Source organism: Ensifer sp. 22460, from assembly GCF_052044935.1.
In the GTDB taxonomy this organism is placed as follows: domain Bacteria; phylum Pseudomonadota; class Alphaproteobacteria; order Rhizobiales; family Rhizobiaceae; genus Ensifer.
Window position 1 is genome coordinate 61,088 of record NZ_JBQENZ010000026.1, and the last position, 23,914, is coordinate 85,001.

22 protein-coding genes are annotated in these 23,914 nt (G+C 59.2%); 11 read left to right on the plus strand and 11 right to left on the minus strand.

All coding sequences use genetic code 11. The features are described from left to right. Nucleotides 1–7: 7 nt before the first annotated feature. From istA to ACTJKM_RS27260, 4 genes are all read right to left on the minus strand, one after another. Nucleotides 8–1,543, minus strand: coding sequence for an IS21 family transposase (gene istA / locus ACTJKM_RS27245; protein WP_029742513.1), 1,536 nt, complete (start codon nucleotides 1,541–1,543; stop codon nucleotides 8–10). A gap of 151 nt (nucleotides 1,544–1,694) precedes the next feature. Beyond that, entirely contained in the window at nucleotides 1,695–2,207 is a 513-nt protein-coding gene (locus tag ACTJKM_RS27250; RefSeq protein ID WP_440661357.1) for a hypothetical protein, read from the minus strand. A 147-nt stretch (nucleotides 2,208–2,354) separates the two neighbouring features. Further along, complete coding sequence (locus tag ACTJKM_RS27255; RefSeq protein WP_440661359.1) at nucleotides 2,355–3,023, minus strand: haloacid dehalogenase type II; 669 nt, start codon at nucleotides 3,021–3,023, stop codon at nucleotides 2,355–2,357. 426 nt (nucleotides 3,024–3,449) lie between these two features. Beyond that, nucleotides 3,450–4,325: a GNAT family N-acetyltransferase gene (locus ACTJKM_RS27260; RefSeq protein WP_440661360.1), complete on the minus strand. Its 876-nt coding sequence runs from the start codon at nucleotides 4,323–4,325 to the stop codon at nucleotides 3,450–3,452. A 533-nt stretch (nucleotides 4,326–4,858) separates the two neighbouring features. On the opposite strand from ACTJKM_RS27260, the gene ACTJKM_RS27265 reads away from it, so the two are divergent. From ACTJKM_RS27265 to ACTJKM_RS27300, 8 genes are all read left to right on the plus strand, one after another. Next, nucleotides 4,859–5,056: a hypothetical protein gene (locus ACTJKM_RS27265; RefSeq protein ID WP_440661362.1), complete on the plus strand. Its 198-nt coding sequence runs from the start codon at nucleotides 4,859–4,861 to the stop codon at nucleotides 5,054–5,056. Nucleotides 5,057–5,140: 84 nt separating this feature from the next. Further along, entirely contained in the window at nucleotides 5,141–6,136 is a 996-nt protein-coding gene (locus ACTJKM_RS27270; protein ID WP_440661363.1) for an ornithine cyclodeaminase family protein, read from the plus strand. A 156-nt stretch (nucleotides 6,137–6,292) separates the two neighbouring features. After that, nucleotides 6,293–7,267: a threonine/serine dehydratase gene (locus ACTJKM_RS27275; protein ID WP_440661365.1), complete on the plus strand. Its 975-nt coding sequence runs from the start codon at nucleotides 6,293–6,295 to the stop codon at nucleotides 7,265–7,267. A gap of 250 nt (nucleotides 7,268–7,517) precedes the next feature. Next, nucleotides 7,518–8,642 (plus strand): acetylornithine deacetylase, encoded by a 1,125-nt coding sequence (argE, locus tag ACTJKM_RS27280; protein ID WP_440661367.1) that lies wholly within the window; start codon nucleotides 7,518–7,520, stop codon nucleotides 8,640–8,642. 9 nt (nucleotides 8,643–8,651) lie between these two features. Continuing rightward, nucleotides 8,652–9,575, plus strand: coding sequence for a 2-hydroxyacid dehydrogenase (locus tag ACTJKM_RS27285; protein WP_440661369.1), 924 nt, complete (start codon nucleotides 8,652–8,654; stop codon nucleotides 9,573–9,575). Between the two features lie 27 nt (nucleotides 9,576–9,602). Next, a complete protein-coding gene (locus ACTJKM_RS27290; protein WP_113398673.1) occupies nucleotides 9,603–9,956 on the plus strand; it encodes a cupin domain-containing protein in 354 nt (117 codons plus the stop codon). Between the two features lie 106 nt (nucleotides 9,957–10,062). Then, nucleotides 10,063–11,538, plus strand: a complete 1,476-nt coding sequence (locus ACTJKM_RS27295) for an aldehyde dehydrogenase family protein (protein WP_440661371.1) — start codon at nucleotides 10,063–10,065, stop codon at nucleotides 11,536–11,538. Then, nucleotides 11,535–12,575 carry a tartrate dehydrogenase gene (locus tag ACTJKM_RS27300; RefSeq protein WP_440661373.1) on the plus strand — a complete coding sequence of 347 codons (1,041 nt, stop codon included), beginning with the start codon at nucleotides 11,535–11,537 and terminating at the stop codon, nucleotides 12,573–12,575. Before ACTJKM_RS27295 ends, ACTJKM_RS27300 begins: the two co-directional genes overlap by 4 nt. 161 nt (nucleotides 12,576–12,736) lie before the next feature. On the opposite strand, the gene ACTJKM_RS27305 is transcribed toward ACTJKM_RS27300, so the two are convergent. Continuing rightward, nucleotides 12,737–14,014, minus strand: coding sequence for an NAD(P)/FAD-dependent oxidoreductase (locus ACTJKM_RS27305; RefSeq protein WP_440661374.1), 1,278 nt, complete (start codon nucleotides 14,012–14,014; stop codon nucleotides 12,737–12,739). 12 nt (nucleotides 14,015–14,026) lie between these two features. Beyond that, entirely contained in the window at nucleotides 14,027–14,695 is a 669-nt protein-coding gene (locus tag ACTJKM_RS27310; protein WP_440661375.1) for a haloacid dehalogenase type II, read from the minus strand. Between the two features lie 308 nt (nucleotides 14,696–15,003). Here ACTJKM_RS27310 and ACTJKM_RS27315 point away from each other — a divergent pair, with 308 nt between their 5' ends. Together ACTJKM_RS27315 and ACTJKM_RS27320 are read left to right on the plus strand one after the other, a co-directional pair. Then, nucleotides 15,004–15,837, plus strand: a complete 834-nt coding sequence (locus tag ACTJKM_RS27315; RefSeq protein WP_440661376.1) for a GNAT family N-acetyltransferase — start codon at nucleotides 15,004–15,006, stop codon at nucleotides 15,835–15,837. Nucleotides 15,838–15,850: 13 nt separating this feature from the next. Further along, entirely contained in the window at nucleotides 15,851–17,224 is a 1,374-nt protein-coding gene (locus ACTJKM_RS27320) for an aspartate aminotransferase family protein (RefSeq protein WP_113398667.1), read from the plus strand. A 44-nt stretch (nucleotides 17,225–17,268) separates the two neighbouring features. Here ACTJKM_RS27320 and ACTJKM_RS27325 read toward each other — a convergent pair whose 3' ends face one another. The 4 genes from ACTJKM_RS27325 to ACTJKM_RS27340 all read right to left on the minus strand — a co-directional run bounded on the left by ACTJKM_RS27325 (nucleotide 17,269) and on the right by ACTJKM_RS27340 (nucleotide 21,122). Further along, nucleotides 17,269–17,745 (minus strand): Lrp/AsnC family transcriptional regulator, encoded by a 477-nt coding sequence (locus ACTJKM_RS27325; RefSeq protein WP_113398666.1) that lies wholly within the window; start codon nucleotides 17,743–17,745, stop codon nucleotides 17,269–17,271. Nucleotides 17,746–18,280: 535 nt separating this feature from the next. Beyond that, on the minus strand, nucleotides 18,281–19,042 hold the full coding sequence (locus ACTJKM_RS27330) for an ABC transporter ATP-binding protein (protein ID WP_113398665.1): 762 nt from the start codon (nucleotides 19,040–19,042) through the stop codon (nucleotides 18,281–18,283). Beyond that, entirely contained in the window at nucleotides 19,039–20,031 is a 993-nt protein-coding gene (locus tag ACTJKM_RS27335) for an iron ABC transporter permease (RefSeq protein ID WP_113398696.1), read from the minus strand. Before ACTJKM_RS27335 ends, ACTJKM_RS27330 begins: the two co-directional genes overlap by 4 nt. Before the next feature lie 62 nt (nucleotides 20,032–20,093). Further along, entirely contained in the window at nucleotides 20,094–21,122 is a 1,029-nt protein-coding gene (locus ACTJKM_RS27340) for an ABC transporter substrate-binding protein (protein WP_113398664.1), read from the minus strand. Nucleotides 21,123–21,485: 363 nt separating this feature from the next. On the opposite strand from ACTJKM_RS27340, the gene ACTJKM_RS27345 reads away from it, so the two are divergent. Then, nucleotides 21,486–22,916: an aldehyde dehydrogenase family protein gene (locus tag ACTJKM_RS27345; protein WP_113398663.1), complete on the plus strand. Its 1,431-nt coding sequence runs from the start codon at nucleotides 21,486–21,488 to the stop codon at nucleotides 22,914–22,916. On the opposite strand, the gene ACTJKM_RS27350 is transcribed toward ACTJKM_RS27345, so the two are convergent. Beyond that, nucleotides 22,910–23,839 (minus strand): LysR family transcriptional regulator, encoded by a 930-nt coding sequence (locus ACTJKM_RS27350; RefSeq protein WP_113398695.1) that lies wholly within the window; start codon nucleotides 23,837–23,839, stop codon nucleotides 22,910–22,912. The genes ACTJKM_RS27345 and ACTJKM_RS27350 overlap by 7 nt on opposite strands. Between the last annotated feature and the right edge of the window lie 75 nt (nucleotides 23,840–23,914).

Sequence of the window (23,914 nt, forward strand, 5' to 3'; positions counted from 1 at the left end):
TGTCTCCTCAATGGAAGTAGCCGGGGCCACGCAGATTGGCGTGTTCCATGACGGCGGCGGGTTCGGTGGAATGTCTGGGGGCCTTGTGGGTTGCGATGAGCGAGGCAATCGTCTTGCAGGTCAGGCCGCCGATCTCGACGGCCCGTGCCGAAACGACCTCGGCGCGCTCGCGGCCGAGGTCGCGATAGAGGCGCAGGATGCCGAGGCATGTTCTGAAGCCTTGCTCGGGATGTGGCCGGCTGGCGAGAATGGCGACGATCAGCCCTTCGGTCTGCGGACCGATGGACGCGCCCCAGCGCCGGAAGCGCTCCGGCGTCCATTCGGCGTATCGGCGGTGGGAGCTCGGCATGTGCGCGGGGTCTGTTCCATAGCGCGGCCCGCCATAGCGGCGCTGATGGACCGCGACGCGTTTGCCGCGATGGAAGATCTCGATCATTCGCGCGGTCGCCCGGATATCGACCTGCTGACGAATGAGCGCGTGCGGGACGGAATAGAAGAAGCTCCTGAACTCGGCATGGTAATCCGTCGAGACCCGCGCAAAGCGCCATTCGGCGAACTCGTACTCCTCGGCGGGCAAGCTTGCGAGCGCCGCGCGTTCGACCGTCTCGAAGAGATGGCGGCGGCTGACACCCAACCGGCGCATGACATGATTGTTGATGCGCTCCAGCACGTCGGCGATTGCGGCATTGGCCTCGGCGAGCGAGAAGAACGTCTGTTTGCGCAAGCGGCCGAGAAGGCAACTCTGGGCGAAGCGCATGCCGTTCTCGACCTTCGCTTTGTCCTTCGGGCGTCGCGGTCGGGCCGGCAGAACGCCGACACCATAGTGGGACGCCATCATGCCGTAACTGCGGTTGATCTCGGGATCGTAGAAGCTGGCGCGGCTGACGCCGGACTTCAGATTGTCGGGCACGACCAGGCGGGGCACACCGCCGAAGAAGGCGAACATGCGCACATGTGAGCCGACCCAGTCCGGTAAGGTCTGGGTCCAGGTCACCTCGGCGAAGGTGTAGCTCGATGCGCCGAGCACGCCAAGGAACAGCTCCGCCTCGCGGACTTCGCCAGTCTTGCGATCGACGATCGGCACCCTCTTACCGGAATAGTCGACGAAGACCTTGTCGCCGGCCGCATGCTCCTGGCGCATCGTCGGCGAAAGGCGCTGCTCGAACCCGCGGAACAGCTCGCAGAAACGGCTATAGCCATAACCATCGGGATGGACGCTGCGATATTCCTCCCACAGGATCAGCAGTGTCACGCCAGGCTTCTTCAATTCGATAGAGAGCTGTGCCCAGTTCGGCTCGTGACGTCGCCGTTGGCCCTGCTTGACGCCGGCGCGGGCGAAAAGCCGAGACTCAAGAGCATCGTCTGTCAGCTCTCCCGGCAATGGCCAGCTCAGCCCCGCCATCGCAGCCCGCTTCAGGTTATCCTGGACGGTGCTGCGGGCAACGCCGAGGATCACCGCAATCTCTCGGCTGCTTGTCCCGCTTCCGGCAAGCCGGAGCATCTGTCGTAATTGTCGCATGGTCAGCCTTCTCTTCGCTGGCATCAAACTCTCCTCGTGTAACGGGAGGCTTGATGCCAAAGTTGCTGACCCAAGGGGTATCTTCAGAGCCGGAAACCGGCCGGTCTTTGATTGGAATCGTGGCCGGCTTCAAATCGGAACGGTGGCCGGATTTTGATCGGAATGGTGGCCGGCTTCAGGTCGGAATCCGCAAGAGGAGGTCAGACGTGCGCGTTTCCTTGTGCAGGGACAAGCCCTCAATTCGGGTCTGCAGGTAACCGCTAATACCCTCTCCCTCAAACATCAATGCGCCGTCACTGGTGCGGATAAGTGCGGGTGCAGCAAATCCCGCGCTATTCTGTATTGCCGCCAAAGCGCCGCTTTGGAAACGGAAGCTGTCGATCGCCTCTCTTCGTGTCGACGTCTTTAGGATCAATCGGCGGCCGTCCTGCAGAGAGACCTCAGCAGTGCGTTCGACCTCGGACGATAAGACCGCGATCGATCCCTCCAATCCATAGTGCCGCTTTAGAAGTGTCGCCGAAATGTCGGGTTCCGACAGGTCTGGCGGCGTGGAGAGAATTGCGGCAGCGGCGCGAAAATAGACCTCTGTAGACGCTGTAGCATGTGGTAGTTGACGGAAGTCTGCAGCCGCGGGGCTGCTGGACCGATGTAATTTCCGATCAGCATCTAGACCACTACGATCGCCCAATTCGAAAATCCTCGCCGTTCATGGTGCCTTTCGTGCGGCAAAGTTGGATGCTCGGTCTAGTTTGACTAGATCAGAGCAGGCACTCTGGCACAGGTTGCTGCCTTGCGCGGCCTTCCGATTCCTGAACCGCGGCCGCCTTAGTTCAAGTCAGAGTCCGAAGACGCCGGGCAGCTGCGAAATATCGCGAATCTCGGTGTATTCATAATACGGGTTGGCCGGCTCATGGCCGCGGTTGACCCACACCTTGCTCTTGATACCCAGATCATAGGCAGACATGAGGTCGTGACGGAAAGACGACGACACATGCGTTATGTCCTCCGGTCCGCATCCCAGCATGTCGAACATATATTCAAACGCCTTGAGGTGCGGCTTGTAGGCACCTGCCTCCTCGGCAGTATAGACAGCATGAAACGGCGCGCCGAGCTTTGCCACATTCGACGGAATCTGGGTCACCATGGAATTTGTCAGAATGACAAGGGGGATTTCCTTAGCGAGCTTAGCCAGGCCTTCGGGCACATCCGGATGCGGTCCCCATGTCGGTACGCGGTTGTAAATGGTTTCGGCGTCTTCGGGCCGGAATTCAACCTTGTTGCGGCGGCACGTGCGCTCCAATGCGTTGTGAACAACGTCGGCGTAGGGCTTCCAGTCCTGCATTACCTCATCAATACGATACGCTTGGAAATTCTTGATGAATTCGTTCATGCGCGGCCCATCCAGAAGATGACCGAACAGAACCCGAGCGGCTTCCGCCATCTGAAAGTTGATCAACGTACCATGGCAGTCGAATGTTACGTATTTTGGCCTGAAGCGATCCATGTCCCTGGCTCCTGTGAACTGTACGGCATGGACGAAGCATAGTTGCAGTCGTTTGGCAGAATGTGCCGGAATGCTTCGTCTTTCAGCAGAAGTCTCTTCGGTCGCGCCAAATCCCGCACATCCTTCCGCTGGAGCCTCGTCTCGCATCAGTCGTGGCCTGAGTTAGGCTGGTGCTGCCGAAGGCAGCCGTTCCCTTGCGTGGCGTTGTGTTTGAAGCCGAGCTGAGTACTACTGCGATCTGCCTCTGATGGCAGCTGGCGAGACGGCCCAGCGGGAACACCTAAGTCGCTTTGAAAGCAGTAACTTTGATAGGTTGAAGTGGGAGCGACGCCGCAAGTGCTGGCAAGCCGGGGCCGCTCTAAACAGGCTTCCTGGTGCATGAGCCGATCAAGCTATCTAGCCCGTCAGAAGCGGACGGGCCGCGATTCACCCGAGTGCGTGGCCAGCCAAGCCATAAACCCAAGGCTCGCCCGCCTTGCGGTTCAAAAGGGGTTGACCCCGCGACATAGTCGTCACGCGCTCGGCTACTTGAAAGTCACTCGCGCGTAGAAAGTTGGCCAATCGCCCTGTGTCCCGCGTGTCGACGCGCGCGAACTGCCCTTTCAGATTCCGTAGATGGACCGCAATAAGCTGAAGCGCGTCATCGTCATTGCTTGCTACCACAGGGCCGATCACATGGCCGCGGCCGAACTCCCGGCATATAGAATAGCCAACGATCTTCCCATCGCGGCTGAGGGTTTGGATGGTGGAAATCGGGGCTAGTGCCGAGAACAGCTCCTCGCGCTTCCAACCGAACGCTTGGGTATCAAGCTCGATGATCTGCCCGAGTGCATCAATCCCGGCTTCGATTAGATCACCGCTCGGTGCGGGCAAGTGGGGCAGGGAGGAAGCAACTGTCCCTTGGTGCATCCATACCGTCGCCTCGTTTGCAAAACCCAGCGAGACATACAGATTGTGTGCCGCGCGCGTCGAATTGAGATACAGATTTCTGCCGCGACATTCTTCGAATACCTGCTCCATGAGCCAACGCGCATTACCTTGAGCTTGCGAGCGCGGGGTGGTGATCACCAGGCCGATCATCGCAACATCTTGGCCGTAGGGGAACCACATGGCGCTCCCGAAAACCCGGCCGATGCTGTCTACTACCGCGATCCCCCGACCGAACTGGCGGAGCCAATCCCAGTCCTTGGGACGGTGTGGCCATCCGACCGCCACGGACAAAGCATGCAGCGAGCCGACATCAATCTCATTGATATCCCGAGCCACCAACTCGAATGACTTAAGTCGAACTGACTTCGGCATTGAACTATGAGCTCCTTCGCCCGGTCGACAGTGGAACGGCCTTGGCCACGCTACTGCCAAGCATCAATCAGCTCATGATTGCACATCAGACTCGGCATCTTTCACTGATTTGCACTCGGGAGTCAAAATCTTCTCCCGAAATCTGGCGGGCGCCGGGCAGGACGACCCGTGTGCCACGACTTGCTTCAAGGAGCATCGGGCTGACGACAACGCAACTTTGCCATCTTGGATAAAATCAAAGTTCGACAGACTGCCGGGTGCCGCACAGAAACCGCAGCATAAATCAGCTCTTCAGCGCGTCAAGAAATGCTGAACGCGCCCAGCATTTTGGAATTTCATGCTGTTGCTGCAGCGTAATTCGGTGACTCGTTCGGCGGGAGAAGTCGATACTAACCTCATTCGGTCGTGGCATGTGCGTGCGATGTCAGGAGGAGCCCGCCGAAGGGCATCTCCTTTCAATCCGAATGCACTCTGCATGTATCGGTAGGTCTCGGCAGTTTGTGTCAGTGCGTGGATTGGAGGCTATCGCGATTGTGAACGGAACTCTGTTTGACCTTGCAGTCTCTTATCGAGAGCGTGAAACGCTCCTGTCGCGCGGCGAGGCGCCGAAATTCGGCATGATCGGCTTCAACACTGGTGCGATCTCGACCGAAGCCCCCATTGCCGGAATCAAGCAATCTGGTCTGGGCGCGAAGGCACTCAGCTCAGCATGGAGGAATACCCGGAGATGAAGAGCTTCCTTATCGCTGGCCGGGCTTGAGTTTGCGGGCCCAGTCTAACGTTTTTGCCTTCGTACCAATGATGGGAGAAAGTTCGTGAAAACTCTGCTTCTTAAGAAAGAAGACGTCAGCAGATTGATCAGTATGAGGGACGTGATTGGCGCTGTCGAGGAGGCCTACAAGGCTTTCAACAGCGATCAGGTGGAGCAACCCGACTATATCGCAATGCATCTCCCGTCGCCCGGTAGCGAAATCGACTTCAAGCTCAGCCACTACAAAGCCAATCAACTCATTTCGATGAAAACGTCGTCGGGAGGGTTTGCCGACAATCCGACTACATTTGGCCTACCGAGCGGGATGGGGAGCATTCTGTTGTTCGACGCCAGAAGCGGGGCGCTGATTTGCGTTATGGACGGAAGCCTGATCACAGGTTTGCGAACCGGCGCGGCCGGTGCCGTTTCCGTAAAAGTGCTGGCAAGGAAAGACGCTCGAAGGATCACGTCGATCGGGACCGGAAATCAAGCGCGAATGCAGATTCGCGCGATCCGGGAGGTCATAAATATCGCAGAGATCCATGCATGGGACAATAGCGCGGATACGCTTTCCCGTTACAAAACCGATATTGAAGGCGAGTTCGGCATTCCCGTGGTCATTGCGCCCTCCAAGAAGGGTGCGGTCGAGCAGGCCGATATCCTGATTACGACGACGCGGGGCAAAGGCTCGCTGGTTGAAGCCGATTGGGTAAGGCCCGGTACGCATATCGTCGCCATCGGCACGGATCAGCGGGGCAAACAGGAATTGGATCCAGAGATATTCAGAAACGCCAAAGTGGTCGTCGACTCGATCGCGCAGTGCAGCGAGAAGGGGGAGACATGGCATCCGCTGGACCGGCATATCATAACCAGGGACGGCATCCACGGCGAAATCGGAGAGATATTGCTGGGAACGAAAGCTGGAAGAGAACGCGACGATGAGGTGACCATTTTCGATTCCACGGGAATGGCAATCCAAGACAACACAACCGCATCGAAGATCTATAGGAATGCCGCAGAAAAAAGCGTTGGGACCTTCTTCGAATTCTTCGAGTCCTGACCTCCAGTACGGACTATCGGCAAAGCGGCTGTAAGGCTCCAGCGCGGGCGGGCACGCCGTTAACTTGCGGTCCGACGCCGAAAAACAAATCAATCTTCAGGGCGATCCTTTCCGTCAGGAAAACCTGAGCTCTAACATACTGAGGCGAGTAGCATTATGCTAGATTATCCGACTATTCAGGACATTCTGGAAGCCCGCGAACGATTGGCACCCCATATCAGACACACGCCGTTGCTGCGCGCTGACAAGATCGAAAAGGCTGCAGGTTGTCAGCTCTATCTCAAGCCCGAAACGCTGCAGATTACCGGCGCATTCAAAATTCGCGGCGCTCTCAACAAGATGCTTTCTCTCCCGAGAGAAGCCATAGCAAACGGCGTTATTGCCAGTTCCTCGGGCAATCACGCCCAAGGGCTCTCATACGCGGCTCGAATGCTCGGTGTGAAGGTTGTCATAATTGTTCCCGCAACAACGCCCAGGATCAAGATTGCCAATACCGAAGCACTGGGCGCCGAGGTCATTGTCTTTGATGGCGACACCGCTGCGAGGTGGAAGCGGGCCTATGAAATCGCCGAAGAGAACAACTACGCGACCGTCCACGGCTTCGAAGACCCGCTGGTCATGGCCGGCCAGGGCACGATCGGCTGCGAAATTCTTGAAGATTTGGAGGACGTGGACACGGTCATTGTTCCATTGGGCGGAGGAGGCCTGATCTCGGGAATTGCGACCGCCATCAAAGAAACCAAGCCGTCGGTTCGAATCATCGGTGCCGAGCCTGCTTTGACGCCGAAATACTATCAGAGCCGGATCAACGGACAGCGCACCTCGTTGCCTCTGAAAAATACGATCGCTGATGGCCTGAGAATTAGTGTTCCAGGTCAGAACCCGTATCCGATAATTGAAAAATACGTCGATGATATCATTCTCGTCGAAGACGAGCACATCATCGCGGGCATGCGCTCAATTGCAAAGGATGCCAAGCTGATTGCGGAACCGGCGGCTTCGATCGGCGTCGGAGCTCTCCTGGCAGGCTCCATAAAAGTCAGGTCGGATGAAAAAGTTTGCGCGGTGCTAAGCGGTGGCAATTGGAACTTGCCGGACCTTGCCGAGATATACAAGGTCGGCTCGGAATGACCTGCTTGTAGTACTAGTCGGCTGCGCACGGCGCCTGGAAAAGGTGGACCTTACCACGATGCAGGTAGCACGCTCTCGAACATGATACGTCTCTTCGCTTCGGGCATGTGTGCGAAACTTTCTGCTTTGAGGCAGCTGGATTCAATAGATCCTGCTGCTCAGGACGGAGCGTTCGGCAGGAAATGGTCCCACCAAGACGTAATGTGGAGATCAGAGCGCCGCTTAGGCGGCTACGTCAAGGAGACCTGCGATGAACGCTAAGGAAATACTCGACCGGCTGGTCGGTTTTCCGTCCGTCGTCGGCACGCCGAACGACGGCATCGTTGCGTGGATCAAGGATTATGCGGAGCGCTGCGGTGCCAAGGTGACGGTGTTGCCGGGGCCGGAAGGTGACCGCGCAAACGTCTTCGCAACGGTGGGTCCCAATCATGTTGCCGGCTACATTCTCTCCGGACATATGGACGTCGTTCCCGCCCTGGAGCCGACCTGGACCTCTGACGCCTTTCGGCTGCGCGCGGATGGCGATCTGCTCTTCGGCCGGGGCACGAGCGACATGAAGGGCTTTCTAGCTGCAGCATTGGCCGCACTGCCGGCAATCGCCGACATGCCGCTCACGCGCCCCCTGCATTTTGCATTTTCCTATGACGAGGAAGCCGGCTGCCGGGGTGTGCCTCATCTCATCCGTCGGTTACCCGAGCTTTGCGCGAAGCCGGTCGGTGCGATCATCGGCGAGCCCAGCGGCCTGCGCGCGATCCGCGCCCACAAGGGCAAGGCCGCTGCGAGAGTCGAGATCCGCGGGCGGTCGGGTCATTCGTCGCGGCCTGATCAGGGCTTAAATGCGATCCACGCCTTCGCCTGCGTCCTGCTCGCCGCCGTCCGTACCGAAGAGGCGCTGCAGAGCAGTAGAATAGACTCGAGCTTCGAGCCACCCTATTCCTCGCTCCAGGTCGGAATTGTGTCTGGCGGGCAAGCCGTGAACATCATTCCGGATTGCCTCACGGCTGAAATCGAGGCCCGAGCGATCACGGGAGTGTCACCCGCCGATCTCCTCGAGCCGGTAAGGCTTGCCGCAGTCGCGCTCGAGCAGAGAGGATTCCAAACACATTGGGATCTTCTGAGTAGCTACCCGGCGCTATCGCTCGCCGCCGATGCGCCGCTTGCCAGGCTGCTGGAAGAACTGACCGGGGCCGAAACGCTGGCAGCGGTGAGCTACGGCACGGAAGCAGGACTTTACCAGGCGGCCGGCATCGACGCGATCATCTGTGGCCCCGGTGACATCGCCCGGGCCCATCGAGCCGACGAATTCATCCATGCCGACGAACTCACCGCGTGTCAGGTGATGATCGAGCGGCTTGCCGAAACACTCCGAAGCTGAGGGATTTCCATGGCGTTCTGGTTCAATTCCGACCGCGAGAGGGGGCGTGTCTTTGCCGAAGCTTTTGCTCGCGAACTGCCCGATCTCAACTTCGTCATGGATATTGAGCGGGTGGATTCCGGCGACATCCGCTATCTGCTGACATGGACCGCCCCGTCGGATCTCGACCGCTTCAAAAACCTGGAAATCGTCTTTTCAATCGGCGCCGGCGTCGATCAGTTCCGCCTTGAGACGCTCCCGCCGGGGGTCAAGCTAGTCCGGATGGTCGAGGACGGCATCGTGCGCATGATGCAGGAATATGTGACGCTTGCGGTGCTGGCGCTCCACCGCAATCTCAAGGTATATCTTGGGCAGCAATCGGAAGGCAGATGGCAGGCCCTGCCCGCACGGCAGGCCGCAGACTGCCGGATCGGTGTGCTGGGTCTCGGGATGCTCGGGCAATCTGTCATCGAGCGGCTGATGCCGTTCGGCTTTCCGCTCTCCGGCTGGAGCCGTTCCCCGCGCCAGATCGATGGGGTGCGCTGTCATCACGGCGCCGAGTCGCTGGCGTCCTTTCTCGGCGAGACTGACATTCTGGTCTGCCTGCTGCCGCTCACGGAGGAGACCCGCGGTATTCTCGACCCGCGGCTCTTCTCGGCCCTTCCGCCCGGCGCATCGCTCATCCATGTCGGTCGCGGCGCACAGCTCGATCATGATGCGCTGATCGATGCGCTCGACGCGGGCCACTTATCCGGCGCCGTGATCGACGTCACCGAACCGGAACCCCTGCCGTCCGAACATCCGTTCTGGCGCCACCCCCAAATCATGCTCACGCCGCATATCGCAAGCGTGACGCAGCCCGAAACCGCGGCCCGCTCGGTGATCGAGAACATCAAGCGCCATCGCGCCGGCCTCGACCCGATCGGGCTGGTCGACCGCAGCCGCGGCTACTGAATCACGGCAGGACAGCAAGGAGAAACCATGTCCCTTCTCAAAACCATCGACCCGAACAGCACCGAGGCGCCGCGCGAATCCAAACCGGTTCCCGAGCGACTGATATCAGGGGATCCCTCGTTCAAGACCTGGGCGCAGGACGTAGCACGTGACGGGCTCGTCCATACCGGTGTCTGGGAGGCCACGCCGGGCCTCACCCGCTCGATCAAGGGCGAGACGTTCGAGTTCTGCCATATCCTCCAAGGCGTTGTTGAGCTCACACCGGATGACGGCGAGCCGGTCACATACAAAGCGGGCGACAGTTTTGTCATGAAGCCGGGCTTCACCGGCACATGGCGCACGATCGAAACGGTCCGGAAGATCTATGTGACGGTGATGTAAACGCACCATCGCCAGCATCATACGAGGTCCGCACGAGCCGGTTGAGAAGGATATTTCTCACGAAGTCTCGTGTGGCCTTGCCCATTTCATCCGCAAGGACACGGCCATGGCTCTGAGTTTCAACCCCGACACAATCCGGTTGCCGAAAGGCCATTTCATCGGCGGGCGCTATGTCGAAGCCAAAGGCATGCTGCCGATGCATCGCCCATCCGACGGCGCGGCCTATGCCGAATGTCCCGTGGCCGATGTCGAGCTCGTCGATCAGGCGGTATCCGTTGCAAAGACCGCAGTGCGCGAAAGCGGTTGGTCCACTCGCCGCCCGCGCGAGCGCACCAATGCCATGCATCGCTGGGCGGATCTGATCGAGGCAGAAGGCGAGACGCTCGCCCGTCTGGAAGCAATATCCTCCACGCGACCGATCGGGCAGCTCATCCAGGGTGACGTCGCTGTCACTGCTGAACAGATACGCTTCTTCGCCGAATTCGCCGACAAGGAGGGCAGCGATCTCGTGCCCACGGACGACAAGAGCCTCGGCATGATCATGACCGAGCCTTACGGTGTCGTCGGCGCGATCACACCGTGGAATTTTCCGCTCTCCATGGCTGGCTGGAAGCTCGGCCCCGCGCTCGCGGCCGGCAACGCCATTGTCTTGAAGCCATCCGAGATGACGCCGTTTTCGACGCTTTACCTCGCCGAGCTTGCCGTGCGAGCCGGCATTCCGGCCGGTCTCATTAACGTAGTCCTCGGCGACGGGCAGGCTACCGGCCACGCGATGACCGGCCATCCCGATATCGCCAAGATCAGCTTCACGGGGTCGACGGCGGCCGGTTCGGCGATCATGGCCAATATCGCCAGGACCGGCGTCAAGCCGATGACGCTCGAACTCGGCGGCAAGAGCCCGCAAATCGTCTTTGCCGATGCCGACCTGACACTTGCCGCCAATGCCATCGCCAACAGCATCCTCGTCAATGCCGGCCAAGCCTGTGTCGCGGGCTCGCGGATCATCGTCGAGAAATCGGTGATGGAGCCGTTGATCGAGGCCATCTTGTCACGCATGGCCACAATCCGTCCTGGCCCGACCTGGGACGAGGCGAGCGACTATTCGCCTGTTATTTCCGAGCGCCAGATCGCGCGAATTGATGCTATCGTGCAGGCAGCGCGCCAGGCTGGGGCTGAATGCCTGGCCGGGGGCAGATACCTTGAACGCGACGGCTATTTCTACGCGCCGACCCTGCTGTCGAATGTCGATCGGGCCTCCCCTGCGGTCACCGAGGAAATCTTCGGGCCGGTGCTGACCGTGCAGAGCTTCACGGACGAAGAAGAGGCGCTCGCGCTCGCCGACCACCCGACCTATGGGCTTGCGGCCGGGCTCTTCACCCGCGACCTTTCGCGTTCCATCCGGATGACGCGGCGGCTACAGGCCGGCACCGTATGGGTCAATCGCTACAGCCGCTCCCGCGACCATATCCTGCCGACCGGCGGCTACAAGCGCTCCGGCATCGGCAAGGATCTCGGCCGCGAAGCCTATCACGCCAACCGCAAGAGCAAGAGCGTACTCATCAACCTCCAGGATCAGACATGAAGACTTATTCAATCGCGCTTCTGCCGGGTGACGGCATAGGCAAACCCGTAACCGAGGTCGCCTGGCATGTCTTGCAGGCGACCGCAAAGGCCTCAGGTTTTGCTCTCGAAGGAAAGACCTTTCCGTGGTCCTGCGACTTCTACAGGCAAACCGGCGCCATGATGCCAGCTGACGGTATCGAAACACTCAGGCGCTTCGATGCGATCCTGCTCGGTGCGGTGGGCTGGCCGGCAGAAGTGCCGGATTCCGTTTCTCTACACGGTCTCCTGCTGCCGATCCGCAAGGCCTTCGTCCAATATGCCAATATTCGCCCGCATCGGCTGCTGCCAGGCGTCTCGGGGCCGCTGAAAAGCGCTGCGTTCGACATTCTCTGCATCCGCGAAAACACCGAGGGCGAATACTCCGGCGCTGGCGGCCGCATCCATCAGGGGACAGATGACGAGGTGGCGGTGGAGACCTCCATCTTCACCCGAAAAGGCGTCGAACGCATCCTGCGCTTCGGTTTCGAGCAGGCGCGCGTGCGCCGTGGCAAGCTGGCCTCGGTGACCAAATCAAATGCCCAGAAACATACCATGGTGTTCTGGGATGAGATCACGCGGGAATTGGCGGGCGAATTTCCCGATGTCGAAGTGACGAGCTATCATATCGACGCGATGGCGGCGCGCATGGTCATGGCGCCGGAAACGCTCGACGTCGTCGCCGCTTCCAACCTGTTCGGCGATATCCTCACCGATCTCGGCGCTGCCATCCAGGGCGGACTGGGTTTTGCGGCCTCTGCCAACATCAATCCCGATCGCACCGCGCCTTCCATGTTCGAACCGGTCCATGGTTCGGCACCCGACATCGCCCATCTCGGTATCGCAAATCCGATCGCCGCCATCTGGTCGGGCGCGATGATGTTCGACCATCTCGGCGAAAGAGATGCTGCTGCCCGGGTCATGGCGGCGATCGAAGCGGCGACCGCGGCCGGGATCGGCACCATTGCTGGAAAAGACAAAACCGAGACTATCGCAAGGGCTGTGCTCGAACGTCTCTGAGAGACCGGTCGGCCGGGGCATCCCCGGACCGATTTTACTCGGCTGGGCGGTGGCAGCAAACGCTGGCAACTCGGCATTGAGCTTCCATCCATTTTATCGGTCAAAAAGAGGGCGCGGATCGAGTGATCCGCGCCCTAATGGCGGCAGGGGAGGAGAGCCGCCTATTGAAATCGGTCGAGGGTCTTGTAGTAGAGCCCGACCAGCGGAAGGAACCACGGCTTACCGAAATGGCCGGGAACGGCAGGCCATTCGAGATCCTTGAGGGGATTGCGATCCGGCTTGCCGAGTATGGCGTCCGCCATAATCATCCCTAGATGCGTCGAGAGCTGCGCACCATGACCCGAATAGCCCATCGCATACCAGACACCGTCGATATAGCCCGCCCGGGGAAACCGGTCCTTGGTCATGTCCACTAGGCCGCCCCAGCAATAATCGATCTCGACATCGGCAAGGTGCGGAAATATCTGGGCGAGGCTCGCGCGCAGGATGGCGCCGCTCTTGGCATCCGAGCGCTGATCCGACGTCGCGGCGAAGCGAGCGCGACCGCCGAAGATCAGCCGGTTATCCGGCGACAGCCGGAAATAGTTGCCGATATTCATCGAAGTGGTGCAGGTGCGGTTGCCCGGCATGGTGGCCGCCACCTCAGCTGGGGTCAAAGGCCGGGTTGCGATCAGGAAGCTGCCGACGGCAATAATACGGCGCCGGAAATAGTTGAAGGAGGCTCCGGACGTGTAGGCACCGGTCGCGACCAGGACATGGTCGGCGGTCACCTCGCCTCGAGAGGTTTCCAGCCGGTGCTTGGCCCCGGATACTGTGTGGCGTGTTACCAAAGCCCTTTCGAATATCGTGGCGCCATGCCGGACCGCGGCATCGGCCAATCCAACGGCATACCGGCCCATATGCATCATGGCGCTCTTCTTGGACAGCATTGCGCCGTGGAAGGGAGAGCCGACCTCGGTCTTGAGGTCATCCGCCGTCAGCAGCGCGGTATCCGGATCGACCTCGCGATGAACCGCTTCGAAATTGCGGGCGATGGCGTCGAAATGCTGCGGCTTTGACGCCAGTTTCAGTTTCCCCGCTCGACGGAAGTCGCAGTCAATCTTTTCTTCAGCGATGATCCTTTCGATCGTATCGATCGAGTCGTCCAGCGCGCGATAAAGCGCGACCGCGCGTTCGACCCCAAGCTCAGCCTTAGCAGCGATGAAGCTGTGGGCAAGCCCGTTGTTGACATGCCCGCCGTTGCGGCCAGATGCACCCCAACCGATATGGTTCGCTTCCAGAACGGCCACCCGCGCGCCCGACTTTGCGAACTGCCGCGCGGCAGCCAGCCCCGTAAAGCCGCCGCCGATGACGGCGACGTCAAAATCACCTTCAACAAGACCGGTGGCAGCGCCGTTGAATTTCAATGCCGTGTCGTGCCAGTAGGATTCGAACTTCATTGCCGCGCTCCGCTAGAGACCCACAACGCCGGGAAGGCCGGAAATATCCTTGATCTCGACATAGCCGTAATAGGGATTGGCCGGCTCATGGCCGCGATTGACCCAGACCTTGTTCTTGATGCCGAGGTCATGCGCCGACATCAGATCGTACCGGAAAGAGGACGAGCAATGAAGGATGTCTTCCGGACCGCAGCCCAGCATGTCGAACATATATTCAAAGGCCTGGAACCGCGGCTTGTAGGCGTTCGCCTGTTCGGCGGTATAGACCTTGTGGAATGGCGCACCGAGCTTCTCCACATTCGACGTGATTTGCGAATTCATCGCGTTCGAAAGGATCACCAGCGGAATTTCCTTGGCGACTTTGGCGAGCCCGGCCGGAACGTCGAGATGCGGTCCCCAGGTCGGTACCCGCTCATAGACCATGCGCGCGTCCTCCTCGCGGAAGGTCACGCCGTTCTTGCGGCAGGTACGCTCGATCGCATTGTGCACCACTTCATTATAGGGCTTCCAGTCCCCCATGATCTCGTCGAGTCGGTAGGCCGCGAAGTTCTTGATGAACTGCTGCATGCGGGACTCGTCAAGCTGTTCGCCATAGAGATCGCGGGCCGCCTCCGCCATCTGGAAATTGGTAAGCGTGCCATAGCAATCGAAGGTGATGTATTTCGGCCGAAACTGGGTCATCGTGTTGGTCCTTGCTGGTATCCGAGGCGCTGTCATGAATTCATCCTAAAGCGCGTTTTCCAGCTTCGGCGGCGGTAGTGGCGGCTCGTTCAGGCAGAATCTTTCGTATTCGCGAAATTTTTGGCAGAGAATTGTGCGCGGCGCTTGCGGGATAAACGTTTGCCAAACCGTCGGGAAAATTGCTTTCCAGCACAAGATGCCGTCCGCCCTCGCTGACACGGAGAAAGATATCGCCTGACTCGTCTCAACGGGACGTTCTTCTTTTCTGACAGGGCTATCATCCTTGCATAGAGACAGGGATTTACGCGATGAAAGCTGACCAACTTGAGATCGTGTCATTAGGAACTCAGCACCTCGAAGGCGCACTTGCCCTTTCAAGGCAGGCCGGCGGGCCCCACAGATTGGCTGACTGGGAAATGGCGCTTGCACTCAGCACGGGCGTCGTGGCGCTCGAGAGTGACAAGATTGTCGGAACCACGCTCACGACGCGATATGGAACAGACTGTGCCACCATTAACATGGTCATTGTCGACGAGGCCATGCGCGGGCGGGGCCTTGGCCGCCGACTGATGCAAGCAGGGCTTGATGCTGCTGGTAGCCTGCCATGTAGGCTCATCGCAACCGACGAGGGCTTGCCACTCTACGAAAGCTTGGGCTTCCGTCAGGTCGGCGCCATCGTGCAACATCAGGGGTTCTGTTCGGCAGTGGAAGCGCCCGTCGATGTCGAGTGGGCGCAGCCCAGCCATCTCGCTGAAATTGAGGCCCTCGATCAACTTGCGTTCGGCGCCATTCGTGGTGAGCTGCTATCCTATCTCAACCAAGTTGGACGTTTCGCGGTTATCAGGCGGGGTGGACATGTGTCGGGGTTCTCAACGTCGCGTCCTTTCGGACGTGGGGAAGTTATCGGCCCCGTGGTTGCGGAGAATGGTGAAGATGCCCGCAAGCTCATCCTTTTTCAAATCGCGGCTCGACGCCACACATTTCTCCGCATGGATACGGCCACAAATCTAGGTCTGTCGAGTTGGCTGACCGAGCTTGGGCTTGTTCACGTGGGCGGCGGCACGGCGATGCAGCGCGGCGGCAACACCCACTCCTCCCCCTGCGTCAAAACCTTTGCCCTTGCCAATCAGGCCTTCGGCTGAATCGGAGACAAAGATGCTCAGCAACTCCCTTATCGAACTCGACCGCGCCCATCTCGTCCATCCGGTCGCCTCCTATCGCACCCACGAAAAGCTCGGCGTGCGCATGCTGGCATCCGCCTCCGGCGCCACGGTGACCGACGCGACCGGTCGACAACTCGTCGATGGCTTTGCGGGCCTCTGGTGCGTCAATGCGGGATACGGCCATGAAAGCATCGTCGAGGCTGCCGCGCGGCAGATGCGCGAATTGCCCTACGCCACCGCTTATTTTGGCCTCGGCGCCGAGCCGGGGATCCGTCTCGCCGCGGCTCTTGCCGAGCGGGCACCCGGCGATCTCAACCATGTCTATTTCACGCTTGGCGGATCCGACGCGATCGATAGCACGGTGCGGTTCATCCGCTATTACTATTATGCCAAGGGAACGCCGCAGAAAGACCAGTTCATCTCGCTCGAACAGGGCTATCACGGATCTTCGACGGTCGGCGCCGGGCTGACGGCTCTTCCGGCCTTCCATGCCGGCTTCGGCATTCCCTTCGACTGGCAGCACAAGATCCCCTCGCATTACACCTACCGCAATCCGGTGGGCACCGATCCGCAAGCGATCATCGCTGCGTCGAAACAGGCGTTGCGGCAGAAGGTGGAGGAAATCGGTGCGGAGCGGGTGGCGGCATTTTATGCCGAGCCGATCCAGGGCTCCGGCGGCGTACTGGTGCCGCCAACGGGCTGGATGAAGGAAATGGCCGACCTCTGCCACGAACTGGATATCCTGTTCATCGCCGACGAAGTGATCACCGGTTTCGGCCGCACCGGCCCGCTCTTCGCCTGTAGCGAGGACGATGTGGTTCCCGATTTCCTGACCGTCGCCAAGGGCCTGACCTCGGGCTATGTGCCGATGGGTGCGGTCTTCATGACCGACCGTGTCTATGACACAATTGCAGATTGCGCCGGCACTTCCCTGGTGGGGCATGGCTACACCTATTCGGCCCATCCGGTGAGTGCTGCGGTAGGGCTTGAGGTATTGCGCCTCTATGAGGGCGGGCTTCTGGAAAATGGCCGCAGGGCCGGCAAGCGCCTGATGGAGGGCTTACAGGGCCTCGCCGACCATCCCCTCGTCGGCGACATCAGAGGTCGAGGCATGCTGGCGGCGATCGAGCTCGTCACCGACAAGACGAAGAAGACGCCGCTTCCGGCGGCGGCCGATCCTTCACGGCGAATTTTCGACCGCGCATGGGACAACAGCCTCATCCTCCGCGCCTTCGGCAATGGCGTGCTGGGCTATGCGCCGCCGCTTTGCTGCACCGACGGCGATATCGACGCGATTGTCGCTCGGACACGGAAGACGCTCGACCAAACCCTCGAGGATAGGGATGTCAGGGTTCTCATGGCGTGAGGGGCGCGAGTTGGACCCTCTCGAACTTGCTGTCCTTTGCCCGATTATAGGGGGAATAGACTGGTCAGCGGCAGGTGCGATTTGACGATCGGCGATTTCAAAACGACGTAACTGAAATATCGGTCGATGCCGACATCCATGTCGATGAGGCGCTCCATGATCTCCTGATATTCCGCGATACCGCTGGTGACGAACTTGATTAGATAATCGTAGCCCCCTGAAACCAGGTGGCATTCGATGACGGAGTCGATCTTTTCAGCTGTCGATAGGAAGCGTGCGAAATCGACCTGCCGGTGGTTCTTCAAGGTGATTTCGGTAAATACCGTGATAGTCTGACCGAGCTTGGCAGTGTTGATAAGGGCGGAATAGCCTTCGATATAGCCTTCCGACTGCAGCTTTTTCACACGCATAAGACAAGGGCTCGGCGATAAATGAACTAGTTCTGCTAGCTCTACATTGGTGATCCGGCCGTTCTTCTGCAATTCATAGAGAATCTTGATGTCGATGCGGTCAAGCTTCACGCGGATCTCCCTCCGGGCCGTTTCAGCCCGCCTTGCAGCAGATTATGCCAAAGAGGATAACACAGCATCCAGCCATGTCCATTTTCGCAGGCAAAGATCCTTCCAGCAGAAAGGGTTGAACTTGTTACCGACTGCAGAACATTATTTCGAGAACCGGTGAATTCGGCGCGCATTTTGGCGGAGCCCCGCAATAGAAAGGATCTGTCTCAACGGAGACGATCATGCCTGCCCCGCTCGCATAGAAACCACCAAGATCCAGCCCGAAGCCGCAGTTGTTGTCGTCTCGGGACGGCATCGTCGGCGTCCTTGCGGCGTACTACCTCATCTGCCGCGGCCTATAGGGAGTTCTCGTTGAAAAGGGCTTTATCGGCGCCGAGCAATCGAGATGCTTTTTCTGGTGCCCGCACGAAGAGTAATTCGAAGAAGTCAAACTTACCGGAAGACTTCGAGCCAGATCACCCTAAGTCGATCCACATCCTTGGGAACAGGAAGCAGGACAGGGTCAGCAGAGGTAATCTATTCGGCGCGTTGTTAGCTATCGCACGTAATGGACAAGCGGCTTTGTATGAAAAGGGGATGGCATCACGTGCGCTTCGACGGAAAAAACAGCACTCAGCAGCTCTCGTGTCAGCACCTCCTCCGGCGGACCAGATGCGACGATCTTTCCCGCCTGCATCACAATTAGCCGGTCGCAAAACATCGCTGCGTGATTGAGGTCATGCAGCGCGATGACGCTGGTGACGGGAAGGTCCGAAACAAGGCGTAGAAGACTGATCTGGTGGTGGACATCGAGGTGGTTTGTCGGCTCGTCGAGGATTAGTTCCATTGGCGATTGGGCGAGGGCTCGGGCCAGGTGAGTGCGTTGCCTCTCACCTCCCGACAAGCTTTGCCAAAGGGCGTTGCGCTTATTGGCCATTTCGGTGCGATCAAGAGCATCGTTGACCGCAGCGTCATCTTCGCCCGCCCAACCCGAGAACATGGATCGATGTGGGAACCGGCCGAGCTTCACGATATCGACGACCTTGAGGTTTGCGTTTGTGGTGGCGTGTTGCTCTATAAATGCCACCCGCTTTGCGACTGCTCGGCGGCAGATCTTTGCGATGTTCTGGCCATCGAGCGTAATCTGGCCAGCAGTAGGCCGCGTCAATCCGGCAAGAAGTCTTAGGAGGGAGGTTTTTCCGGAGCCGTTCGGTCCGAGTAGACCCAGAAGCTCACCCGGTTTGGCTATGAGGGAAACATCGTCAACGATGGTCTTCGCGCCGACTTTCCAGACCAAATTGTCAGCCCTGATGCTCATGGCGCGCGCTGAAGCCTGTAGAGAATTATTGCGAAGAACGGCACGCCGACGAGCGCGGTAACGACGCCGATCGGCAGTACCTGTTGTGGGATAAGCGTGCGCGACGCAATGTCGGCGAGCACCATGAACACTGCCCCCGTGACTGCGCAGGCGGGCAGGAGTCTCGCATGTAGCGGGCCGACGACGAAGCGGGCGGCATGCGGAACGACAAGGCCGACAAAGCCGATCGTTCCCACCATGCTGACGATGGTCGCGGTGATGATTGCGGTAAGAGCGAAGAGAATGATACGCGTCTGAGCGACGTTGATTCCGAGGGCGGCAGCCGCTTCGTCTCCGAACGCAAAAGCGTCCAACACGCGCGAATAGAATAAGCACACGACCAGCCCTAACCCAACAACGACTGAGACGAGCCAGAGCTCGGGCCAGCGCACGCCGCCGAAGCTGCCGAGGAGCCAAAATATCACATCGCGCGCTTGCTGAGCATTACCAGAGGTAGTTACGACGTAAGATGTTATGGCGTTAAACAGCTGCGACGTAGCCACCCCCGCCAGGATTGTTCTGTCGGCGCTTCCGCGCGCTCCGTTCGAAAGAAGGGCAACAAACAGGAACGCCGCAAATGCTCCGGCGAAGGCGCCTGCGGAAAGTGAGATGGCTCCCGCGCCGATACCCAGGATAACGACGGCTACCGCCCCGGTCGAGGCGCCTGCGGAAATGCCGAGCACGTAGGGTTCTGCCAGCGCATTACGTAGCAATGCCTGCATGATCGCGCCACACAGCGCGAGGCCAGCGCCGCAGAACACCGCGACGAGCGCACGGCTTAGCCGATACTCCCAGATCACGGTTTCATGGATGCGGTTGAGCTCAACCGTCGTCCAACCCAGCTTATTGAGGATGGCCGAAAAGGTGGTCGACAGGGGGATCGGCATATCGCCGGTCCCCGTGCTGATGCCGACGACCAGCGCGATGGCAATGAACGAGCCAAGCGTGATCCCCGCAACGCGAGAAAGTTGTTGCGGATGTTTGCTAGGCGATCTGCTATTGGTTTCGGCTGTCACTTCAGGCCGAGCGTCTTCAACTGTTGAGCTACCTGTTCGGCGCCATAGATCGTCCGCACTGTCGGGTTCATGGCTTGACCGTCCATTACGACAACCGCTTTGTTCTTGACCGCCGGCATCTGACTCGTGGCCGGATCGGTGGTCAGGAAACTGATCTTTGCCTCCGACTTGTCTAAGTCCCATCTGTTGCGATCGACCTGCGCGACCACAATGACATCAGGATTGCTGGCGATGATGCTCTCCCATCCGAGAGCCGGTGACTCGGCTTCGGAGGTGATGGCGTTCGTTCCGCCGAGCACATTAGCAATGAAGCCGGATGCGCTGTTCTTGCCGCCAAGATATGCATCAGCAGAAGGCGATGGGCTGGAGAACCAGAAGACGTAAGATAGCTTCTTACTATCTTTTGCCGCATCAGTACGTAGCGCAGCCTCTCGTTTCTTCAGGTCCGCAATCAGGGCATCTCCCCGATCGCGTACGTCAAAGATCTGCGCGAGTTCGTCGATCTCCTGATAAAGGGTGTCCATGTTCCAGAGATTTGACCGGTCACCGTAACCGAACTTATCCTTGGCCGCCCCCTCGGCGACGCAGGTGCTCGGCGAGATATAGCTTGGCACGCCGACCTTCTCGAAGTCCTCGCGTTTGGCGACCTTGCTCGACGGGCCAAGCAGGCTCGGTAGCGCCGCTGCTATGAAATCAGGCGTTTGTGCAAGAATGGCCTCGAACGTCGGGAACTCGACCGTCAGCACTTTGACCTTCGCGTTAGCTTCAGCCAGCTGCGGGAGGACCTTGTTCGGCCAGAAAGCGGTGCCGACCATCTGCTCCTCAAGGCCAAGAAGGAGCATGATTTCGGCGCTGTTCTGGCCTAGGCCGACCGCCCGCTCGGGAGCCTTGTCGAACGTCACCTTGGCGCCGCAATTGTCGATAGTCAGAGGATATTTCGTCGAGGCCGCCTGCGCGGCGGCAGCAGCCCAACCGGTGAGCGAGCAGATCGCTATCAACGCCAATACTCGTTTCACAGATGCTATGTCCTTCCGCTGCGGCGTCTCGATCGACCAGATACAATTTCCCTATAATCACTGATCTGTGCCTGAAACAAGAGCTTCTTGCTCATCTTTTATTGAGGGCGTTGCTGGGTGACAGCGAATGACTGCGCCACGCGAACCTGAACGGTATGCAGAATCGGTCAACAACCACGAGAATCCCTGCCGCCAGTGGCTCGACACCCGAGGCCCGTGAGTCGAAATCCAGGGATAGTGGAATTGGCGCTGCCCTCTGTTAACGTCTGTCTAAAGCGAGCATTAAGACGACTTCAATGTCATCTTTCGGTCTTTTCCGGCATGGTCCTTGTGCAGCTTTAACAGCCGCATTGTATCAGACGAGGTGGAACTATGTTGAGCGAGCGGGAGAACCAGTTCTATATCGGAGGCCATTGGCAGGAATTTACCGACATTTGCCGGTTGCCAGTCGTGGACCCTGCCTCGGAGGTCGTTATGGGGCATGTTGCTGCGGGCGGTGCTGATCACGTCAACTTGGCGGTTGCAGCGGCAAAGGGAGCTTTCTCCTCCTCCTCCTCTCAATCTTCCGTATCCCAGAGAGTCGCTCTACTCGCCAGGATGCATTCGCTCCTGATCGACAGAGCGGAAACTTTTGCGGAAGCGCTCGTCATGGAAATGGGGGCGGCGATCAGCTTCGCCAGGGCATCGCAGGTTCCTTTCGCCGCCGAGCACATTCGTGTCCAGATGGAGGTTCTCGAGAAGTACCAATTCACGACAATTGATGGGCGCACCGCCACCGCCAAGGAAGCGATCGGGGTTTGCGCACTGATCACACCCTGGAACTGGCCGCTTTACCAGATCACGGCGAAGGTCGCTCCCGCGATCGCAGCAGGCTGCACCATCGTCCTCAAGCCCAGTGAGCTGGCACCTTATAGCGCCCTGCTCTTTGCCCAACTGATGCATGATGCCGGAACTCCGCCGGGCGTGTTCAATCTGGTTAACGGTACTGGAGAGAGCGTAGGCGCAGCCCTCGCCAGCCATCCGGATGTAGACATGATTTCGATCACCGGTTCCACCCGCGCAGGAGTGCTCGTCGCGCAGGCGGCCGCACCGACTGTGAAGCGGGTGGTTCAGGAACTCGGCGGCAAGTCACCGAACATTTTGCTCGCCGATGCCGATTTCAGTGAGGCGGTAGCCAAGGGCGTGCTCGCCGGCATGCGCAATGTCGGCCAGTCGTGCAGCGCCCCGACGCGCCTGCTTGTGCCCGCACATCGGTTGGGCGAAGTGGAGGAATTGGCTAGCGCCACTGCGCGTGCCATCCGCGTCGGCGCGCCGCTTGATCCGGCGACGGACATGGGTCCCATCGCCAATCGTGCTCAGTTCGAGCGGGTACAGGCCATGATCCAGGCCGGTATCGATGACGGCGCCAAGCTGCTGTGCGGCGGGCTGGGTCGGCCGGGCGGCCTTGACAGCGGCTTTTTCACGCAACCCACGATCTTTTCCGAGGTAACGCCCCACATGCGCATTGCTCGTGAGGAGATCTTCGGTCCCGTTCTTTCGATCATGCCCTACAAGGACGAGGAAGAGGCAATCGCAATTGCTAACGATACCGTCTATGGATTGGGCGCCCATGTTCAGTCTTCAGACCTGGAGCGGGCACGCCGGGTCGCCACTCGCATTCGTGCCGGCCAGGTCCATATCAACTATCCGGCTTGGGACGGAGCAGCCGCGTTCGGTGGCTACAAGCGCTCGGGTAACGGCCGCGAGTATGGCGTATACGGGCTTGAAGAGTATCTCGAGACGAAGTCGATCCTCGGTTATTGACGAGGCTTCTCGGTAGGGTTGGCTCTCCAGGGCAGTGGTTTCAGCGACTGGCGAAGCATTGTCAGGAAAGCGGCAGTGCGCGCACTTCGTCCGTGCCGCGATCCGAGGATGGCGACGATATCGGCCGACGGCAGCTTCCATTTGGGAAGTACCTGCCTCAGCCGTCCGTCGGCGAGGTCTTCTGCGACGGCCCATTCGGAGCGCATCATGATGCCCTGACCCGCCAGCGCCCAATCCCGAATAACGGCGCCATCATTACTAGACATGACAGGGTTGACTCGCACTGTCGTACTTTCCTGCCGTGATCCCTTAAACCGCCAAAGCGTTACGTCCTCCTCATTCTCGCGAACGACAAGGCAGCGATGTCGCGCCAGATCGGAGGGCGTAGCAATGGGCGCAGCCGAAGTTAGGTATTCGGGACTTGCGCAGAGAATCCGGTTGTTCGGCGCCAGCGTCGTCACGACTTGATCCAGATGCGCGGACGCCCCGATGTGAACAACCACTTCATAGCTTTCAACGGTCAATGCCGTCGGATGATCGGACAGTTGCAGGGTAGCGGTAGCACCACGATGCTCTCGAGCAAATGCCTCCACGACTGGAGCGACGTAGATCCTTCCAAAACCGTGAGGTGCCGCGACCCTTAGGTGACCACGAACCGCACCCTTGCGATCAGCCAAGGCTTCGGCAAGCGAGTCTATGGCATCGCTGACGATAACGCTGTGAGAAGCCACTAATGAGCCCTCTTCGGTAAGACGCAGGTGGCGTCCGGAGCGGTCGATCAGTCTTACCCCAACTTTCTCTTCAAGCGCGCGCAGGCGCTGGGTCACCGCCGGAGGGGTGACGTTCAGCTTTCTCGCGCTTTCAGCGAGGGATTTGGAGGCTGTGAGGACCGAAAAGAAGGCAAGATCGTCGGACGTGAGCATTAATCTGTACCTGAAGTGATCGATCATGGAGGATTAATAGCCATTTATAGGGTTTGGCGACAAGGTGAGATTATG

Excerpts from the sequence above, each read along its gene's own strand:
- istA (WP_029742513.1), bottom strand. The coding sequence starts at position 1,543 with ATGCCAGCGAAGAGAAGGCTGACCATGCGACAATTACGACAGATGCTC.
- ACTJKM_RS27255 (WP_440661359.1), bottom strand. The coding sequence starts at position 3,023 with ATGGATCGCTTCAGGCCAAAATACGTAACATTCGACTGCCATGGTACG.
- ACTJKM_RS27260 (WP_440661360.1), bottom strand. The coding sequence starts at position 4,325 with ATGCCGAAGTCAGTTCGACTTAAGTCATTCGAGTTGGTGGCTCGGGAT.
- ACTJKM_RS27275 (WP_440661365.1), top strand. The coding sequence starts at position 6,293 with ATGCTAGATTATCCGACTATTCAGGACATTCTGGAAGCCCGCGAACGA.
- argE (WP_440661367.1), top strand. The coding sequence starts at position 7,518 with ATGAACGCTAAGGAAATACTCGACCGGCTGGTCGGTTTTCCGTCCGTC.
- ACTJKM_RS27285 (WP_440661369.1), top strand. The coding sequence starts at position 8,652 with ATGGCGTTCTGGTTCAATTCCGACCGCGAGAGGGGGCGTGTCTTTGCC.
- ACTJKM_RS27290 (WP_113398673.1), top strand. The coding sequence starts at position 9,603 with ATGTCCCTTCTCAAAACCATCGACCCGAACAGCACCGAGGCGCCGCGC.
- ACTJKM_RS27295 (WP_440661371.1), top strand. The coding sequence starts at position 10,063 with ATGGCTCTGAGTTTCAACCCCGACACAATCCGGTTGCCGAAAGGCCAT.
- ACTJKM_RS27300 (WP_440661373.1), top strand. The coding sequence starts at position 11,535 with ATGAAGACTTATTCAATCGCGCTTCTGCCGGGTGACGGCATAGGCAAA.
- ACTJKM_RS27305 (WP_440661374.1), bottom strand. The coding sequence starts at position 14,014 with ATGAAGTTCGAATCCTACTGGCACGACACGGCATTGAAATTCAACGGC.
- ACTJKM_RS27310 (WP_440661375.1), bottom strand. The coding sequence starts at position 14,695 with ATGACCCAGTTTCGGCCGAAATACATCACCTTCGATTGCTATGGCACG.
- ACTJKM_RS27315 (WP_440661376.1), top strand. The coding sequence starts at position 15,004 with ATGAAAGCTGACCAACTTGAGATCGTGTCATTAGGAACTCAGCACCTC.
- ACTJKM_RS27320 (WP_113398667.1), top strand. The coding sequence starts at position 15,851 with ATGCTCAGCAACTCCCTTATCGAACTCGACCGCGCCCATCTCGTCCAT.
- ACTJKM_RS27330 (WP_113398665.1), bottom strand. The coding sequence starts at position 19,042 with ATGAGCATCAGGGCTGACAATTTGGTCTGGAAAGTCGGCGCGAAGACC.
- ACTJKM_RS27345 (WP_113398663.1), top strand. The coding sequence starts at position 21,486 with ATGTTGAGCGAGCGGGAGAACCAGTTCTATATCGGAGGCCATTGGCAG.
- ACTJKM_RS27350 (WP_113398695.1), bottom strand. The coding sequence starts at position 23,839 with ATGCTCACGTCCGACGATCTTGCCTTCTTTTCGGTCCTCACAGCCTCC.